General features: G+C 70.2%; 14 protein-coding genes and 2 tRNA genes. 10 read left to right on the forward strand and 6 right to left on the reverse strand.

Annotated elements, in window-relative coordinates; all coding sequences use genetic code 11:
* Positions 1-6: 6 nt before the first annotated feature.
* Together AC3EQ1_RS12580 and AC3EQ1_RS12585 are read left to right on the forward strand one after the other, a co-directional pair.
* Entirely contained in the window at positions 7-492 is a 486-nt protein-coding gene (locus AC3EQ1_RS12580) for a ribose-5-phosphate isomerase (RefSeq protein ID WP_351512093.1), read from the forward strand.
* A 225-nt stretch (positions 493-717) separates the two neighbouring features.
* Positions 718-1,539: an Fpg/Nei family DNA glycosylase gene (locus AC3EQ1_RS12585; RefSeq protein ID WP_432094403.1), complete on the forward strand. Its 822-nt coding sequence runs from the start codon at positions 718-720 to the stop codon at positions 1,537-1,539.
* A gap of 57 nt (positions 1,540-1,596) precedes the next feature.
* On the opposite strand, the gene AC3EQ1_RS12590 is transcribed toward AC3EQ1_RS12585, so the two are convergent.
* Positions 1,597-2,826, reverse strand: coding sequence for a GNAT family N-acetyltransferase (locus AC3EQ1_RS12590; protein WP_432094404.1), 1,230 nt, complete (start codon positions 2,824-2,826; stop codon positions 1,597-1,599).
* 148 nt (positions 2,827-2,974) lie between these two features.
* On the opposite strand from AC3EQ1_RS12590, the gene AC3EQ1_RS12595 reads away from it, so the two are divergent.
* The gene (locus AC3EQ1_RS12595; protein ID WP_432094405.1) at positions 2,975-4,117 is read left to right on the forward strand and encodes a SpoIIE family protein phosphatase; all 1,143 of its coding nucleotides are present in this window, start codon (positions 2,975-2,977) and stop codon (positions 4,115-4,117) included.
* A gap of 193 nt (positions 4,118-4,310) precedes the next feature.
* Here AC3EQ1_RS12595 and AC3EQ1_RS12600 read toward each other — a convergent pair whose 3' ends face one another.
* A complete protein-coding gene (locus AC3EQ1_RS12600) occupies positions 4,311-5,498 on the reverse strand; it encodes an acyltransferase family protein (protein ID WP_432094406.1) in 1,188 nt (395 codons plus the stop codon).
* A 606-nt stretch (positions 5,499-6,104) separates the two neighbouring features.
* Between AC3EQ1_RS12600 and AC3EQ1_RS12605 the strand changes: the two genes are divergently transcribed.
* A complete protein-coding gene (locus AC3EQ1_RS12605; protein WP_388845980.1) occupies positions 6,105-6,299 on the forward strand; it encodes a hypothetical protein in 195 nt (64 codons plus the stop codon).
* Between the two features lie 361 nt (positions 6,300-6,660).
* Here AC3EQ1_RS12605 and AC3EQ1_RS12610 read toward each other — a convergent pair whose 3' ends face one another.
* Together AC3EQ1_RS12610 and AC3EQ1_RS12615 are read right to left on the reverse strand one after the other, a co-directional pair.
* The gene (locus AC3EQ1_RS12610) at positions 6,661-7,026 is read right to left on the reverse strand and encodes an ArsC/Spx/MgsR family protein (protein WP_432094407.1); all 366 of its coding nucleotides are present in this window, start codon (positions 7,024-7,026) and stop codon (positions 6,661-6,663) included.
* 189 nt (positions 7,027-7,215) lie between these two features.
* Positions 7,216-7,289 (reverse strand) — tRNA-Gly (locus AC3EQ1_RS12615).
* Between the two features lie 137 nt (positions 7,290-7,426).
* Between AC3EQ1_RS12615 and AC3EQ1_RS12620 the strand changes: the two genes are divergently transcribed.
* The 5 genes from AC3EQ1_RS12620 to clpX all read left to right on the forward strand — a co-directional run bounded on the left by AC3EQ1_RS12620 (position 7,427) and on the right by clpX (position 12,114).
* A tRNA-Pro gene (locus AC3EQ1_RS12620) sits at positions 7,427-7,503 on the forward strand.
* A 145-nt stretch (positions 7,504-7,648) separates the two neighbouring features.
* Positions 7,649-9,049 (forward strand): trigger factor, encoded by a 1,401-nt coding sequence (gene tig / locus AC3EQ1_RS12625; RefSeq protein WP_432094408.1) that lies wholly within the window; start codon positions 7,649-7,651, stop codon positions 9,047-9,049.
* Between the two features lie 292 nt (positions 9,050-9,341).
* Positions 9,342-9,947, forward strand: coding sequence for an ATP-dependent Clp protease proteolytic subunit (locus AC3EQ1_RS12630; protein WP_351512119.1), 606 nt, complete (start codon positions 9,342-9,344; stop codon positions 9,945-9,947).
* Positions 9,948-10,012: 65 nt separating this feature from the next.
* Complete coding sequence (locus AC3EQ1_RS12635; RefSeq protein WP_351512117.1) at positions 10,013-10,669, forward strand: ATP-dependent Clp protease proteolytic subunit; 657 nt, start codon at positions 10,013-10,015, stop codon at positions 10,667-10,669.
* Positions 10,670-10,824: 155 nt separating this feature from the next.
* The gene (clpX, locus tag AC3EQ1_RS12640; protein WP_351512077.1) at positions 10,825-12,114 is read left to right on the forward strand and encodes an ATP-dependent Clp protease ATP-binding subunit ClpX; all 1,290 of its coding nucleotides are present in this window, start codon (positions 10,825-10,827) and stop codon (positions 12,112-12,114) included.
* Positions 12,115-12,193: 79 nt separating this feature from the next.
* On the opposite strand, the gene AC3EQ1_RS12645 is transcribed toward clpX, so the two are convergent.
* Positions 12,194-13,054, reverse strand: coding sequence for a hypothetical protein (locus tag AC3EQ1_RS12645; protein ID WP_432094409.1), 861 nt, complete (start codon positions 13,052-13,054; stop codon positions 12,194-12,196).
* A 19-nt stretch (positions 13,055-13,073) separates the two neighbouring features.
* Complete coding sequence (locus AC3EQ1_RS12650; protein WP_432094410.1) at positions 13,074-13,982, reverse strand: hypothetical protein; 909 nt, start codon at positions 13,980-13,982, stop codon at positions 13,074-13,076.
* Positions 13,983-14,100: 118 nt separating this feature from the next.
* Here AC3EQ1_RS12650 and AC3EQ1_RS12655 point away from each other — a divergent pair, with 118 nt between their 5' ends.
* Positions 14,101-16,734, forward strand: a complete 2,634-nt coding sequence (locus tag AC3EQ1_RS12655; RefSeq protein WP_432094411.1) for a valine--tRNA ligase — start codon at positions 14,101-14,103, stop codon at positions 16,732-16,734.
* The last annotated feature ends 46 nt before the right edge of the window (positions 16,735-16,780 follow it).

The following is a 16,780-nucleotide window of genomic DNA, read 5'->3' on the forward strand; positions in this document are numbered from 1 at the left end:
CGGTCCATGCGCGTCTACCTCGGCTCCGATCACGCCGGTTACGAACTCAAGAACCACCTCGTCGAGTGGCTCCGGGCCCAGGGCCACGACCCCGTCGACTGCGGCCCGCACATCTACGACGCCCAGGACGACTACCCGCCGTTCTGCCTCCGCGCCGCGGAGCGTACCGCCGCGGACCCGGAGAGCCTGGGCATCGTGATCGGCGGCTCCGGCAACGGCGAGCAGATCGCGGCCAACAAGGTCAAGGGCGTCCGCGCCGCGCTGGCCTGGAGCGAGCAGACCGCCGAGCTCGGGCGTGAGCACAACAACGCCAACGTCATCAGCATCGGCGGCCGGATGCACACCCGGGACGAGGCGACGAAGTTCGTCGAGATCTTCCTCAACACGCCGTACTCGGGCGAGGAGCGGCACACCCGCCGGATCGAGATGCTGAGCGCCTACGAGACGACCGGCGAGCTCCCCCCGATCCCGGCCCACCACCCCCAGCCGTAACCCCGCGGGCACCGGGCCGGCGGACCGCCGGCCCGGCTTCGCTCCGCCATCCGCCCGGGCACCAAGGGCTCGGGCGCCGTCCGTTTCCCCGGCGGCGCCCGGGGCCGGGGTTGCGGGTCGGGCTGGGTCCTGCCCGTGCGCCCCGGCGCGCCGGTGCGGGCATGCCGCACCGCATGTCCTTGCGCCCTGGGCCGGGCATGCCGCACCGCATCCGAGGAGACACCTGTGCCCGAGGGGCATACGATCCACCGCCTGGCCGCGGACTGCCTCGAGCGCTTCGCCGGATGGCCCGTCCGGGCCGCCAGCCCCCAGGGCAAGTTCTCCGACGGCGCGGCCCTCCTCGACGGCCAGGTGATGAGCGGCGCCGACGCCCACGGCAAGCACCTCTTCCTCGGCTTCGAGGCGGTCGGCTGGCTACACATCCACCTCGGGCTCTACGGCAAGGTCGGCTTCGGCGACGGCCCCGCCCCGCCGCCGGTCGGCGCGGTCCGGCTGCGGCTCGCCGGCGGCCTCACCGGCGAGGACCACTACGCCGACCTGCGCGGCCCCACCACCTGTGAGCTGATCACCACCGCCGAGAAGCAGGCCGTGCACGACCGGCTCGGCGACGATCCGCTGCGGCCCGGCGACGACGGCGAAGCGGCCTGGCGGCGGGTGAGCCGCAGCCGGACCAGCGTCGCCGCGCTGCTCATGGACCAGAAGGTGATAGCCGGGGTGGGCAACGTGTACCGCGCCGAGGTCCTCTTCCGGCACGGCATCGACCCGTACCGCGCCGGGCGCGACCTGACGCGCGCCGAGTGGGACGCCGTCTGGGCCGACCTGGTGGCCCTGATGCGGGAGGGCGTCCGGAACAACCGGATCGACACCGTCCGCCCCGAGCACACCCCCGAGGCGATGGGCCGCCCGCCGCGCGTCGACGACCACGGCGGCGAGGTCTACGTCTACCGCAGGGCCCGGCAGCCCTGCCACATCTGTGGCGGCGAGGTCCGCACCGCCGACCTCGCCGCCCGCAATCTCTTCTGGTGCCCGGACTGCCAGCGCCGGTAGCGGCCGTCGGCCCCGGGGCCGCGGGGCCGACGATGAGTGGTAGTGCGGCGGAACCGCTCAGAACCCGTGCGGCAGCCAGGGCGCGCGATCACTCCGGAAGGCCGCCGACGCCTCGGCGAGCGCGTCCGGCCGCAGCTCCTGAACCCGGCCCGCGTCCGCCAGCGCCGTGAGGGTGCACCCGCCCAGATAGGCGGCGCCCAACTCCCGGACCGAGAGCCGCAGATCGGGCTCGTCGCCGGTGGGCTCGCAGGAGGCGCCCCGCGCGTCGCCGGTCAGCCGCCAACGCCCCCCGTTCCAGGGGCAGAACGCGTCCGCGACCTCGAACACCACATCCACCGGCGCCGCGTAGGTCCGCGCCGCCAGGGCGGCGCCCACCTCGACCAGCCGCACATGGAGCTGGTCCCGGATGCGGATGTTGCAGCGGCGGACGTCCGAGACCAGTTGGAGCAGCGGATCGTCCACCGGACGGTTGGTGTGGGTGATCCGCACGGTCAGTTCCATGTCGCAGAGGAACCGCCACAGCGCGGCGTAGCTCGCCGGATCCCGCGCCTCGACGTCCCGCAGCACCACCGTGCCCGTCGGCCCGGCGGCCTCCCAGTCCGGGCGCACCGCGTAGCGCGCGTATCCGGTGACCGCACCGTCCCGCTCCGCCAGCACGCACTGCAGCGGCGAGGCACCCGCCCGCGACGCCGCGGCATCCAGCAGCGGCAGCCGCTCCCACCCGGGGAGCCGGGCGAGCATGCCCGGCCGCGTGGTGACCCGTTCGGCGTAGAGCGCCTCGCACACCTCCTGCGCCTCCCGCGGCGGCACGAGCCGGAGCCGTACGTCGTCCGTGCCGGGCGGAACGGTCAGCCGGACCCGTTCGGTGTCCACCTCCACCGACATCCGCTCGCTCGCCGTGCCGTAGCCGAACCGCCCGTAGACGGCCGGGTCCGACGCCGTCAGCACCGCCAGCGACTCGCCCCGGGCCCGCACGTCGTCGAGCTGCCGCCGCATCATCGAGCGCAGCACCCCCTGCCGCCGGTGCGTCGGCGTCACCCCGACCATGGTGACCCCGGCCGCGGGCACGATCCGGCCGCCCGGCACGCACATCCGGAAGCTGAACGCCCCGGCCGTCCCCACACAGCTCCCGCCGTCCCAGACCCCGATGGACCGCTCCACCTCGGTCAGTTCCTGCCAGAGTTCCCGCTCCTCGGCGGGCTCCGCCACCCCGCCGAAGGCGAGCTCCAGCGTGCTGTACCAGGTGTCCCACTCATCACGGCGCAGCACACGCGACTCTGTTGTCATACGCCATCCCTATCAGCGCGTTCTCCCCCGAGCGACCGCATTTTTCGCACACGCGTCCATACCCCACCCGGCTGAACACCGGATACGGCGAAAAGCGGCGCGCCGTGAATCGACGCGCCGCCGAACGGGTGGATAGGGTCCCGGTGAAATGGCACGCGTCGCGGGAGCAGAGACCCTGACGGCCCGGGTGCGCAAGCAACTGCACCGGGCCCGCATCGGCCTGCGCCGGGCCGGAGTCGACTACTTCCGCGGCGACGGCTCCGACTGGATCGCCCTCGCCGCCCTGCTGCTCACCGTCCCGGCCATCGCCACCGCGACGATCACCGTGCCCGACTGGTGCCCGCCGGCCGCCCTCGTCCTCCCCGTCGTCGTCGGCGGGCTGCTGCTGCGGCCCTCCAGCCTGCTGCTGCTCTACGCCGGGGCCGCCGCGGCGCTGATCACCGAGGCGGCGATCCTCGGCCCGTACTCCCAGGGGCCCTCCCGGGTCACCCCCGGCACCGTGCTGGTGGTGGGTGCGGTGGGCCTCGTCGGGCTGGTCATCGCCCAGTTCCGCAGCCGGGTCGGGGTGCCCTGGCGGCGCGGCGGCACCATGCTCTTCGACCTGCGCGAGCGGATCCGGGTGCAGAGCAAGCTGCCGAAGCTGCCCAAGGGCTGGCACCGGGAGATGGCCCTGCGTCCCGCCGGCGGCCAGTCCTTCTCCGGCGACTTCGTCGTCGCGGGACGGACCAACGGCGGCCGGACGCTCGAGGTGGTGCTCACCGACGTCTCCGGCAAGGGCATGGACGCGGCCTCCCGCGCCCTCCTTCTCTCCGGTGCGTTCGGCGGCCTGCTGGGCTCGCTCCCGCCCCATGCCTTCCTCCCCGCCGCCAACGCGTATCTGCTCCGTCAGGACTGGGACGAGGGGTTCGCGACCTCGATCCACCTCGTCCTCGACCTGGACAGCGGGGACTACGAGCTGCTGTCGGCGGGCCACCTCCCGGCGCTCCAGCTGAGCGCCGGGACCGGCCGCTGGGAGGAGCAGGGCGCGGAGGGCCCGCTGCTCGGGGTGTACGACGGCGCCCAGTTCGACCCGATCAAGGGCACCCTGCGCCCCGGTGATGTGCTCATGCTGTTCACCGACGGTCTGGTCGAGTCCGCCGAGCGCGAGCTGACCGAGGGCATCGACCGGCTCACCGGCGAGGCCGACCGCTATGTCGCCTCCGGCTTCCACGGTGCGGCCTGGCACCTGATCGAAGCGGTGGCCAAGGACGTCAACGACGACCGCGCGCTGCTGCTGATCTGCCGGGACTGACCGGCCCTCTCGCGGTCCGCCCCGTACGGCCCGCTCGGGCGTGGGGGGTACCGCCCTCCGGCGTGGGGCGAACGGCTCGCTCCGGCGTGGGGCGAACGGTCCGCAGACAGCGAACGGCCCCGAGACAGCGAACGGCCCCGGAGCCTGAAGCTCCGGGGCCGTTCGACGCACGCGTGAGGTCGCGGCAGGTTGTTCAGCCCGTGGTGGCCTTCGCCCGGCCGCGGGCCAGCTCGGCCGCATCCTTCTTGAAGGCCCACTCCATCTTGGGCTCCATCGCGAACCGGAAGACCTGTTGCACCGGTGGGGTGCAGAGCACGGTCACCACGGCTCCGGCGATGAAGGTGACGACGATCGCGCCCCACGGCGTCTGCAGCCAGGCGTAGTCGTCGAACCAGCCCCAGAAGCGGGACCCCTTGGCGAGGAAGCCGTGCAGCAGGTAGCCGTACAGCGTTCCGGCGCCCAGTGCCGTGAACCACATCTTCCGCCGGGGGACCCAGGCGAAGAAGCAGGCGACCAGGACCATGGAGCAGCCGAACAGGGCGAGCGTCATGATCAGACCGCTCCACCACGGAGCGGTGAGCTCCTGGGCACTGTCCCGGTGGTAGAACCACGCCGACGACATCCGCGGGCCCGCCCAGTAGGCGACCAGGAGTGCCACGGCGAAGACCGGCACGGACAGGATCCGCACCTCACGGCGCCGCACCATCTGGAAGTGCTCCGGCTTCATGAACAGACCCACCACGAAGAACGGCAGGAACTGCAGCACCCGCTGGAGATCCAGGTCGTCGCCGATGTCCGGGGAGATCGAGGCGAGGGCCCCGATGGCCAGCGCGAGCGGCACCGGCCAGCGGACGAGCTTCCACAGCGGGGTGGACAGCCGCCAGACGAACAGGGCCGCCAGGAACCACGTCAGGTACCAGGGGTCCAGCAGGCTGATCGGCTGGGTCGGATCGTCGTCCGCCCACCGCTTGAAGAAGGTGTACGCGACCTCGAAGATCACATACGGCACGGCCACGCCGGTGACCAGCCGCTTGAGCCGGTCGGGACGCATGTCGAAACTGCGCGAGAAGTAGCCGGAGATGATGATGAACGCCGGCATGTGGAAGCTGTACACCACCATGTACAGCGCCTCGGCGGTGCGGCTTCCGTCGGTCAGCGGTTCCCACGCATGGCCCATCGCCACGAGGACGATGGCCAGGTACTTCGCGTTGTCGAAGAAGGAGTCACGCTGCTTCGGCTTGTTTCCGGCCGCTGGTGTGGCGGGTTTTCTCTGGTCCGGAGCGTCGCCTGCGGCAGGACGCTCGGAGTCCGTGGCCACCGCATCCCGGGCCGGGGGGAGCGGGGTCCGCTGATAGCCGTGCGGGCGCAAGGTGTTCGTCACAGGCCCTCCCACCATGAACTGGGGGAGACGATCCTGGACCTCACTGCGCGTGCGGGGGTCGTGGCAGCGCTGAACATCTGAGGCACCATAGCGTCGGAAGGTGGATTCAGTAAAACCTTCATCCTCCCCTCTACGAATCACACGGCTACCCTGTTCACGCGAAGTAAACGTAGGGGTTCAGCCGTTGTGCGTGATGCGGATCAACTGTCCGTTCTGTCACGGCTCATCCCCCTTAATTGGTGCATATGCCCCGGAAGCGGCTCCGGTGGAATGTCCAGTTCAATGACCGTTCGTTGTCGCTGCTCACGACTCACGAGTAATTCAGAATTTCCCACCGGCGTGCTCCGCACGGGTGGAAGGTGCACAGAGAAACGATCAGTCGCAATAATCCGGCGACCGGGTGGCTGAATTGTGTGGTGCAGGTCTCCCTGGGTACGGACTCCTGCGGTGCACGGGCCCGCAACGGGTGTGAGCAGGCTGCCGACGATGCGTCACCGGGGTCCGAGTGGCATCGGGTTGGTGGCACGATGGTCACATCGGGGGTGTGCGGGGCATGCTCCCCGGGCCGGTGAGACGTTCCGACCGAGACCGAGGGTGTGATCCGTTGTGGCCATTTCGCTGTCCGTAGTGGTGCTGTTGGCCATCGTGCTGGTGGTCATGATCCGCTCGGGATCGATCAAGCCGGGGCCGGCCATCGTCGCGGCCCTGTTCGGCTTCTTCCTTGCTTCGACCGACATGGCCCCGTCGATCAACCGCTTCATGCACTCGATATCCGACATGATCAGCCAGATCAGCTTCTGAGGCGGCCCGCCCGCGGCGCTCCGGCTGCCGCAGGCTCCTCCGCTCCCCGGCTCGGCCTCTGCTCCGGCGCGGCTCACTGCGCGCACCGTGGGGCTCGCGCGTCCGGTGACGTGGCGGTCGTCATGCGCGCTCGGGGTTCATGACCGCCGTCATGCGGGCGCAGGCCGGCCGCGGGCTGCCGTGCGGGCTCGGGCTGCCTTGCGAGCTGTTGCAGGGCAGCCGTCGTGCTCGGTTGTCCCCCGCCTTGGTGCCGACCGCAGGTCCCGGCGTGCGCCCCGGGCCGCAGGACGCCCCGCGGCCCGGGTGCGACACCGGCCGGTTCCGGCCAGGGCTGTGCCCCGGGCTCAGCCCCGGGCGTCGTTCAGGCCCGGCGGGTCAGTGCGTCCCGCACCGCGTCCTCGCTCCGGGCGACCGACGCGGTGCCGTCGTCCGCCGTGATGATCGGCCGCTGGATCAGCCGCGGGTGTGCCGCGAGCGCCCCGATCCACCGCTCCCGCTCCGCCGGCTCCCGGGGCCAGGCCTTGAGGCCGAGCTCCCCGGCCTCCGCCTCCTGCGTCCGCACGATGTCCCACGGCTCCAGCCCCAGCCGGTCCAGTACCGCCCGCAGCTCGTCGGTGTCCGGCGGGTCCTCCAGGTAGCGGCGCACGGTGTAGTCGGCGCCCTCCTCGTCGAGGAGCTGCACAGCGGACCGGCACTTCGAGCACGCGGGATTCACCCAGATCTCCATGCCGGGCACCTTAGCCGTGCCCCTTGGCCGCCCGGTCCCGACCGCTGCCCCGGCGTCCCCGCCCTCCGTGAGCGGGCCCGCCCGTGCCGCGACCCGGGTCACGGGTGTGGGTTCCCCGCGAGCGGCGGCCCCGAAAACACCTCCGGCCCGGTTCCGCGAGCGGGTCGCGGTACCGGGCCGGAGGCCTGCTGGAGCGGGCGACGGGAATCGAACCCGCGTAGCCAGTTTGGAAGACTGGGGCTCTACCATTGAGCTACGCCCGCATGCGCCGCCGACGGTGAGGACCGCGGCACGCAGAGCATCGTAGCGGGTCCCGGCGGTCTCCCGCACACCTCACCCCACCCGCATCAATGCGGCAGCCGGACCGCGTCCGGCCATGTACCCTACGTGTCGCAACCAGCGGGGTGTGGCGCAGCTTGGTAGCGCGTCCGCTTTGGGAGCGGAAGGCCGTCGGTTCGAATCCGGCCACCCCGACCAGCAAGATCACATTGTGGGGCCCAACCGCCTTGCGGTTACTATGCAAGCTGCGTGCTCGTGTGTCTCTGTACCGGGCGCGACCCGCTGAATCAGCCCGCTGAATCTCAGCAAAACCCCAGAAGTCAGCCCCCAAGGAGACCCAACCGTGAAGAGCGCCGTGGAGAACCTGAACCCGACCCGGGTTCGGCTCACTGTCGAGGTGCCCTTCGAGGAGCTCAAGCCCAGCCTCGACGCGGCGTACAAAAAGATCAACCAGCAGGTCACGGTGGCGGGCTTCCGCAAGGGCAAGATCCCGGCCCGCGTCATCGACCAGCGGTTCGGCCGCGGCGCCGTGCTGGAGGAGGCCGTCAACGACGCGCTCCCGAAGTTCTACACCGAGGCCGTCAACGAGGGTGACCTGAACCCGCTGGGTCAGCCCGAGGTCGACATCACCGAGCTGAAGGACGGCGAGCTGCTGGCCTTCACCGCCGAGGTCGACATCCGTCCCTCCATCGAGATCCCGGACTACTCCGGCATCGAGGTCGAGGTCGACGCCGTGGAGGTCTCCGACGAGGACGTCGAGAAGTCCGTCGAGCAGCTCCGTGAGCGCTTCGCCTCCACCACCCCGGTGGAGCGCGCCGCCGCCGACGGCGACGTGCTGACGATCGACCTCGAGGCCAAGGTCGACGGCGAGGTCCTCGAGGACGGCGTCGCCAGCGGTGTCAGCTACACCGTCGGCTCCGGCGAGCTCCTCGACGGCATCGACGAGGCCGTGACCGGCCTCGAGGCCGGTGGCTCGGCGACCTTCACCTCCGAGCTCAAGGGCGGTTCCGCCGAGGGCAAGGAGGCCGAGGTCAAGGTCGACGTCACCGCCGTCCAGTCCCGTGAGCTCCCCGAGCTCGACGACGAGTTCGCGCAGCTCGCGAGCGAGTTCGACACCCTGGACGAGCTCAAGGCGGACAGCCGCAAGCGCCTCGAGCAGATGAAGAAGTACGACCAGGCCACCCAGGCCCAGGAGAAGGTGCTCGACGCCCTCCTGGCCCTGGCCGAGGTGCCGATCCCCGAGAAGCTCCTCGAGGACGAGATCCGGACCCGCAAGCACAACCTGGAGAACCACCAGCTCCAGCAGATGGGCCTGGACCTGGACAGCTACCTCAAGATCCAGAACAAGTCCGCCGAGGAGTTCGACGCCGAGCTCCGCGAGCAGGCCGAGAAGGGCATCAAGACCCAGTTCATCCTGGACGAGCTGGTCAACAAGGAGCAGCTGTCGGTCGGCCAGGAGGAGCTCACCGAGCACCTCATGCGCCGTGCGCAGTCCTCCGGCATGAGCCCGGACCAGTTCGCGCAGGCCGTCGTCGAGGGCGGCCAGGTGCCGATGCTCGTCGGCGAGGTCGCCCGCGGCAAGGCCCTCGCGGTCGTCGTGGAGGCCGCCACGGTCAAGGACACCAACGGCGAGACCGTGGACCTGGACGAGGAGGACGAGACCGCCGAGACGGTCGAGGCGTCCTCGGACGAGGCCGCGGAGGGCGAGAAGGCCGCCGAGGCCGACGAGAAGCCCGAGGCCTGAGCCTCGCCGCTGCAGTAGCCCGCACGGTGGGCCCGGACGTCCGTTGAGGGCGTCCGGGCCCACCGGCGTTCCCCGGCCCCGCGCGGCGCTCGGTGAGCCTGCGCTCACAGCGAACAGTTCTGAATGCGGGATGGCGTTGTCCGACCTGCGCGTTAGGGTCCGTAGATACGAGGGCAGGGGAGTCCCCGGGAGACGCCGGAGAGCGTCGGTACCGCCGACCCCCGCCCCAGAAGAAGACGCTGAGACGGCCCGTTGCCGTCAGAGACGAGCAGGTGGATACGTGACGAATCTGATGCCTTCCGCCGCCGGCGAGCCGTCCATCGGTGGTGGCCTCGGCGACCAGGTCTACAACCGGCTGCTCAACGAGCGCATCATCTTCCTCGGCCAGCCGGTCGACGACGACATCGCCAACAAGATCACCGCGCAGCTGCTCCTCCTTGCCGCTGACCCGGACAAGGACATCTACCTCTACATCAACAGCCCGGGTGGCTCGATCTCGGCCGGCATGGCGATCTACGACACCATGCAGTACATCAAGAACGACGTGGTCACCATCGCCATGGGCCTCGCCGCCTCGATGGGCCAGTTCCTGCTGAGCGCCGGCACCCCCGGCAAGCGCTTCGCGCTGCCGAACGCCGAGATCCTGATCCACCAGCCCTCCGCGGGCCTGGCGGGCTCCGCCTCGGACATCAAGATCCACGCTGAGCGGCTGCTGCACACCAAGAAGCGGATGGCGGAGCTCACCGCCTTCCACACCGGCCAGACCGTCGAGCAGATCACCCGCGACTCCGACCGGGACCGCTGGTTCTCCGCCGACGAGGCCAAGGACTACGGCCTGGTCGACGAGGTCATGACCTCTGCCGTAGGCGTTCCGGGCGGGGGCGGCACCGGGGCCTGAGCCCCCGCGTCACCCCGCAGCCGACACCCCAGCCCATGATCGCCACCAGGATGGTGAAGAACCCGATGAACAACTTCCCCGGCAGCGGCCTGTACGAGGGCCCGAACGCAGAGTCCCGCTATGTCGTTCCGCGCTTCGTGGAGCGCACCTCCCAGGGCGTGCGCGAGTACGACCCGTACGCCAAGCTCTTCGAGGAGCGGGTGATCTTCCTCGGCGTCCAGATCGACGACGCCTCGGCCAACGACGTCATGGCGCAGCTGCTGTGCCTGGAGTCGATGGACCCGGACCGGGACATCTCCATCTACATCAACTCGCCGGGTGGCTCGTTCACCGCGCTGACGGCGATCTACGACACGATGCAGTTCGTGAAGCCCGACATCCAGACGGTCTGCATGGGCCAGGCGGCGTCCGCCGCGGCCGTGCTGCTCGCCGCCGGCACCCCCGGCAAGCGGATGGCGCTGCCGAACGCCCGTATCCTGATCCACCAGCCGTACAGCGAGACCGGCCGTGGCCAGGTCTCCGACCTGGAGATCGCGGCCAACGAGATCCTGCGGATGCGCTCGCAGCTGGAGGAGATGCTGGCCAAGCACTCCACCACGCCGATCGAGAAGATCCGTGACGACATCGAGCGCGACAAGATCCTCACGGCCGAGGAGTCGCTCGAGTACGGTCTGGTGGACCAGATCGTGTCCACCCGCAAGACCTCTGTCGGGATGGGCTGACCCCTCCGGTCAGGTACGACGGCCCCCTGGGCCGGTCACGGACAAGTGAACCGGCCCAAGGGGGGCCCGCGCGGGGGGCCCGGCAAGGTACCGTCGTTAGGCAAGCACCCGGGTCTGCGCAACGCCGCAGATCCCAGGCGAAGGGGAAGCACCTCGTGGCACGCATCGGTGACGGCGGCGACCTGCTCAAGTGCTCGTTCTGCGGAAAGAGCCAGAAGCAGGTGAAGAAGCTCATCGCGGGGCCTGGTGTGTACATCTGCGACGAGTGCATCGACCTCTGCAACGAGATCATCGAGGAGGAGCTCGCCGAGACCTCCGAGGTGCGGTGGGAGGAGCTCCCCAAGCCGCGGGAGATCTACGAGTTCCTCGAGGGCTACGTCGTCGGCCAGGAGGCCGCGAAGAAGGCGCTGTCCGTCGCCGTCTACAACCACTACAAGCGGGTGCAGGCGGACGAGAACGGCCAGGGCGGCCGGGACGACGGCATCGAGCTGGCGAAGTCCAACATCCTCCTGCTGGGGCCGACCGGTTCCGGCAAGACCCTGCTCGCGCAGACCCTCGCGCGGATGCTCAACGTCCCGTTCGCCATTGCGGATGCCACCGCGCTCACCGAGGCGGGGTACGTCGGCGAGGACGTCGAGAACATCCTGCTGAAGCTGATTCAGGCCGCCGACTACGACGTCAAGAAGGCCGAGACCGGCATCATCTACATCGACGAGATCGACAAGGTCGCCCGCAAGAGCGAGAACCCGTCGATCACCCGCGATGTGTCCGGCGAGGGTGTCCAGCAGGCCCTGTTGAAGATCCTGGAGGGCACCACCGCCTCCGTGCCGCCGCAGGGCGGACGCAAGCACCCGCACCAGGAGTTCATCCAGATCGACACGACGAACGTGCTGTTCATCGTGGGCGGTGCCTTCGCCGGTCTGGAGAAGATCATCGAGTCCCGGGCCGGCGCCAAGGGCATCGGCTTCGGCGCGACGATCCGCTCCAAGCGCGACGTCGACTCCTCGGACTTCTTCCGTGAGGTCATGCCGGAGGACCTGGTGAAGTTCGGGATGATCCCGGAGTTCATCGGCCGCCTCCCGGTCATCACCTCGGTGCACAACCTCGACCGCGAGGCGCTGCTGCAGATCCTGGTCGAGCCGCGCAACGCGCTCGTCAAGCAGTACCAGCGGCTCTTCGAACTCGACGGCGTGGAGCTGGACTTCGACCGGCCGGCGCTGGAGGCCATCGCCGACCAGGCGATCCTCCGCGGCACCGGAGCACGCGGTCTGCGCGCCATCATGGAGGAAGTCCTCCAGTCGGTGATGTACGAGGTGCCGTCGCGCAAGGACGTCGCCCGGGTGGTCATCACCGAGGAGGTCGTCCACTCCAACGTGAACCCGACGCTGGTCCCGCGCGAGCCCCGGGGCATCGGCAAGGACGAACGCCACGAGAAGAGCGCCTGACCCGCGCCGCAGACGAAGACACACGCGAAGGGGCGCCCGGCCAACGGCCGGGTGCCCCTTCGCTGTTCGGGAGTGGTGCCTACTTCTTGACGCGGACCTCGTTGCGGAGCTTCGCGGTGGTTTCCGCCCACTCCTCGATCGAGGGCGGCTTGATGGCGGTCGGGTCGGTGGTGCCCTGCTTCGGCATCCAGACCACCATGGCGGCTGTACTCTCGTCGCCCCAGACGCAGAACGGCTGCGAGAACACGCCGAAGTCGTTCTCGCCGCACTTCATCACTGTGCCGTCGAAGCCGGACGGCTTCTGCTCCGTGGCTTTGGCGCCCTTGAGTGCGCCCTTCAGGATCGCGTCGACAGCGGCCTCGGGGTCGGAAACATCGCCGTAGCCACCACCGAATCCCATGCCATCGGACTCGCCCTTGTACGTGCCGCTGACGGACGTGCCGCCGTCGATGCCCTTGTCCTCGATGGCTTCCCCGTTGCTGACCGCCGGCTTGCTGGTGTCCTTGGTGTACTGACCGCTCAGCACCGTATCCGGCGCCGTCAGCTTGTAGTCGCCACCACCGCCACCACCGAGCAGGGCCATCGCGCCGACGGCTATCACGGCCACCCCCGCGATGCCCGCGATGATGCCGATCAGCTTGCCCTTGCCGCCGCCACCGGGTGGGGGCGGCGGGATGTAACCGGGCTGCGGCTGCTGGCCGTACGGGCCGGGCTGGCCCTGGGCCGGGTAGCCGTAGCCCTGCTGCGGCGGAACGCCCTGCGGGGGCTGCTGCGGGTAGCCGTACCCCGGCTGACCCTGCGGGGCCTGCGGGTAGCCGTACCCGGGCTGTCCCTGCGGCGGCTGCGGCGGCTGGCCGTACGGGCCCGGCTGCGGCGGCTGCTGGCCGTACGGGCCCTGCGGCGGCTGACCGCCGTACGGGCCGGGCTGGTTGTGACTCATCAGGTCCCTCTCGGTGGTCCTACTGCTCGAGTTCGACGCGGGTGTCGTCGCGCACGTCGGAGGTCGTCTTCGCCGCGGCCTCCAGGTCGGCCTTGCCGGTGATGGCCGCCAGCGGGTCGAAGAGCACGGTGCTGCCGACCGTGCTGGAGTCGCCCCAGATGCACACCGGCAGCTCGGAGGTCTTGCCGCTCTGTGCCTTGGTCACCTTGAACTTCTGGCACTTCATGACCGCGCTGCCCAGCCCGCCGGGATCGGCGGTCTCGGGGCTGCCGACGGGTTCGGCGTTGGCCTTCTCCTGAACGGTCTTGGTCAGCACGACGAACATCGCGTCGACGACCTGCTCCGGATTCTGGATCTTGCCCCACACGCCGCTGAACAGGAGCGCCTTCTTGCTGGCGCTCTGGTACTCGGCCTGCACCAGGTGGGGGTCGCTCACCCCGGGAAGCTCCTTGTACTGCTTCTTGTCGGAGGCCCCCAGGCTGGCGTCGTTCTTGCCGGGGCCCTGGCGCTTGAACTCGCCCGCCACGGTCTCCGGCGTGGTCAGCTTGTGCGGGCCGTCGTCCCCGCCGGTGAGGGCGTAGATGCCGACGCCGACCGCGGCCAGCGCCACGACCGCGCCCACGATCAGGCCCGTCTTCTTCTTGCTGCCGCCGCCCTGCGGGGGCTGGGGCATCTGACCCTGGGCGGGCTGCTGACCGTAGGGCGGCTGCTGGCCGTACGGGCCCGGCTGCTGCGGCTGGCCGCCGTACGGGCCGGCCTGTCCCTGTCCCTGTCCCGGGTGGCCGTAGCCCTGCTGCTGCGGCGGAACGCCCTGCGGGGCCTGCGGGTAGCCGTAGCCGGGCTGGCCGGCCGCTCCGCCCTGGGCGTACGGGTTCGGCCCGCCTGCGCCGTACGGACCCGGCTGCGGCGGCGGCTGGTGGTAGCTCATGGCATCCCCTCTATGAACATGTCACGTTCGCCACATCCTTCCGGACGACTTACGGGCGCCTTACCCCGGGGCGGCAACGGGTTAGTAACAGGCCTGGGGCGGCCCGTAGACTTCAGCCGTGACCGAGAACACCCAGCGCCCCCACGACGGGGCCCACAGCGCGCCCAGTGATCTGCCGACCCAGTACGCACCGGCCGACGTAGAAGGGCAGCTGTACGAGCGCTGGGTGGAGCGGGGCTACTTCGAGGCGGACGCGAAGAGCGACAAAGAGCCGTACACGATCGTCATCCCGCCGCCGAACGTCACCGGCTCCCTCCACCTGGGCCACGCCTTCGAGCACACGCTGATCGACGCCCTCACCCGCCGCAAGCGGATGCAGGGGTACGAGGTCCTCTGGCAGCCCGGCATGGACCACGCGGGCATCGCCACCCAGAACGTCGTGGAACGCGAGCTCGCCAAGGAGGGCAAGTCCCGCCACGACCTGGGCCGTGAGGCGTTCGTCGAGCGCGTCTGGAAGTGGAAGGCCGAGTCCGGCGGTCAGATCTCCGGCCAGATGAAGCGCCTCGGCGACGGCGTCGCCTGGTCCCGCGAGCGCTTCACCATGGACGAGGGCCTCTCGCAGGCCGTCCAGACCATCTTCAAGCGGCTCTACGACGACGGGCTGATCTACCGCGCCGAGCGCATCATCAACTGGTGCCCGCGCTGCCTCACCGCCATCTCGGACATCGAGGTGGAGTACCAGGACGACGACGGCGAGCTCGTCTCGATCCGGTACGGCTCCGGTGATTCGGAGATCGTCGTGGCGACCACCCGCGCCGAGACGATGCTCGGTGACACCGCCGTCGCGGTCCACCCGGAGGACGAGCGGTACCGGCACCTCGTCGGCACCGAGATCGAGCTGCCGCTCACCGGCCGCCGCATCCCGGTCGTCGCGGACGAGCACGTCGACCCGGAGTTCGGCACCGGTGCCGTCAAGGTGACGCCCGCCCACGACCCGAACGACTTCGAGATCGGCCGCCGGCACGACCTGCCCAACCTCGCCGTCCTCGACGAGCGCGGCGTCATCACCGCCCACGGCCCGTTCCAGGGTCTGGACCGCTTCGAGGCCCGGTCGGCGATCGTCGCCGCGCTGCGCGCCGACGGCCGGATCGTGGCCGAGAAGCGCCCCTACACCCACTCCGTCGGGCACTGCTCGCGCTGCAAGACCACCATCGAGCCGCGGCTGTCCATGCAGTGGTGGGTCAGGACCGGCCCGCTGGCGCAGGCCGCCGGCGACGCGGTCCGCGACGGCCGGGTCGCCATCCACCCCAAGGAGATGGAGTCCCGCTACTTCGGCTGGGTCGACAACCTGCACGACTGGTGCATCTCGCGTCAGCTCTGGTGGGGCCACCGGATCCCGGTCTGGTACGGCCCGGACGGCGAGGTCGTCTGCGTCGGACCGGACGAGGAGCCGCCGAGCGGCGAGGGCTGGACGCAGGACAGCGATGTGCTGGACACCTGGTTCTCCTCCGGCCTCTGGCCGTTCTCCACGCTCGGGTGGCCGGAGCGGACGGAGAGCCTGGAGAAGTTCTATCCGAACGCGGTCCTGGTCACCGGCTACGACATCCTCTTCTTCTGGGTCGCCCGGATGATGATGTTCGGCCTGTACGCGATGGACGGCACCCCGCCGTTCCACACCATCGCCCTGCACGGCATGGTCCGCGACCAGTTCGGCAAGAAGATGTCCAAGTCCTTCGGCAACGCGGTCAACCCGCTGGACTGGATGGACTCCTACGGCTCGGACGCGGTCCGCTTCACCCTGGCGCGCGGCGCCAACCCCGGGGTCGACGTGCCGATCGGTGAGGACTGGGTCCAGGCGTCCCGGAACTTCGCCAACAAGATCTGGAACGCCACCCGCTTCGCGCTGATGAACGGCGCCACCGTCGAGGGCGAGCTGCCGTCGGCCGACCGGCTCCGGCCCGAGGACCGCTGGATCCTGTCCCGGCTGAACACCGTGGTCAGCGAGGTGAACGGGTACTACGAGGACTACCAGTTCGCCAAGCTCAGCGACACCCTGTTCCACTTCGCCTGGGACGAGGTCTTCGACTGGTACGTCGAGCTGTCCAAGACCACGTTCGCCAAGGGCGGCGCGGAGGCCGAGGCCTCCCGCCGGGTCCTGGGTGAGGTGCTGGACGTCACGCTGCGGCTGCTGCACCCGGTGGTCCCGTTCGTCACCGAGCAGCTGTGGACCACGCTCACCGGCCAGGAGTCGCTGGTCATCGCCGACTGGCCGACCGACAGCGGCTTCCGAGACCGGGACGCCGAGCGGGAGATCGAGACCGTTCAGCAGGTGGTCACCGAGGTCCGCCGGTTCCGCGCCGACCAGGGCCTGCAGCCCGGCCAGAAGGTCCCGGCCCGGCTCGACCTGACCGGCACGGCGCTCGCCGCCCACGAGGACGCGATCCGTCAGCTGCTGCGCCTCCAGCCGGAGGGCGAGGGCTTCACCGCCACCGCCACCCTGCCGGTCGCCGGTGCCACGGTCGCCCTCGACCTCTCCGGCGCGATCGATGTGGCGGCCGAGCGCAAGCGGCTCGCCAAGGACCTGGCGGCGGCCCAGAAGGAGCTGGCGCAGACCACGGCGAAGCTCGGGAACGAGGCGTTCCTCGGCAAGGCCCCGGACAACGTCGTGGAGAAGATCCGCAAGCGCCGGGAGACCGCCGAGGCGGACATCGAGCGGATCTCCGCCCAGCTGGACGGGCTTCCGCAGGGCTGAGACCGGGCTGTCCCGACAGCGGAGAGCCGCTGGGACCCGGCTGTCC

It is taken from the genome of Streptomyces sp. bgisy100, from assembly GCF_057709105.1.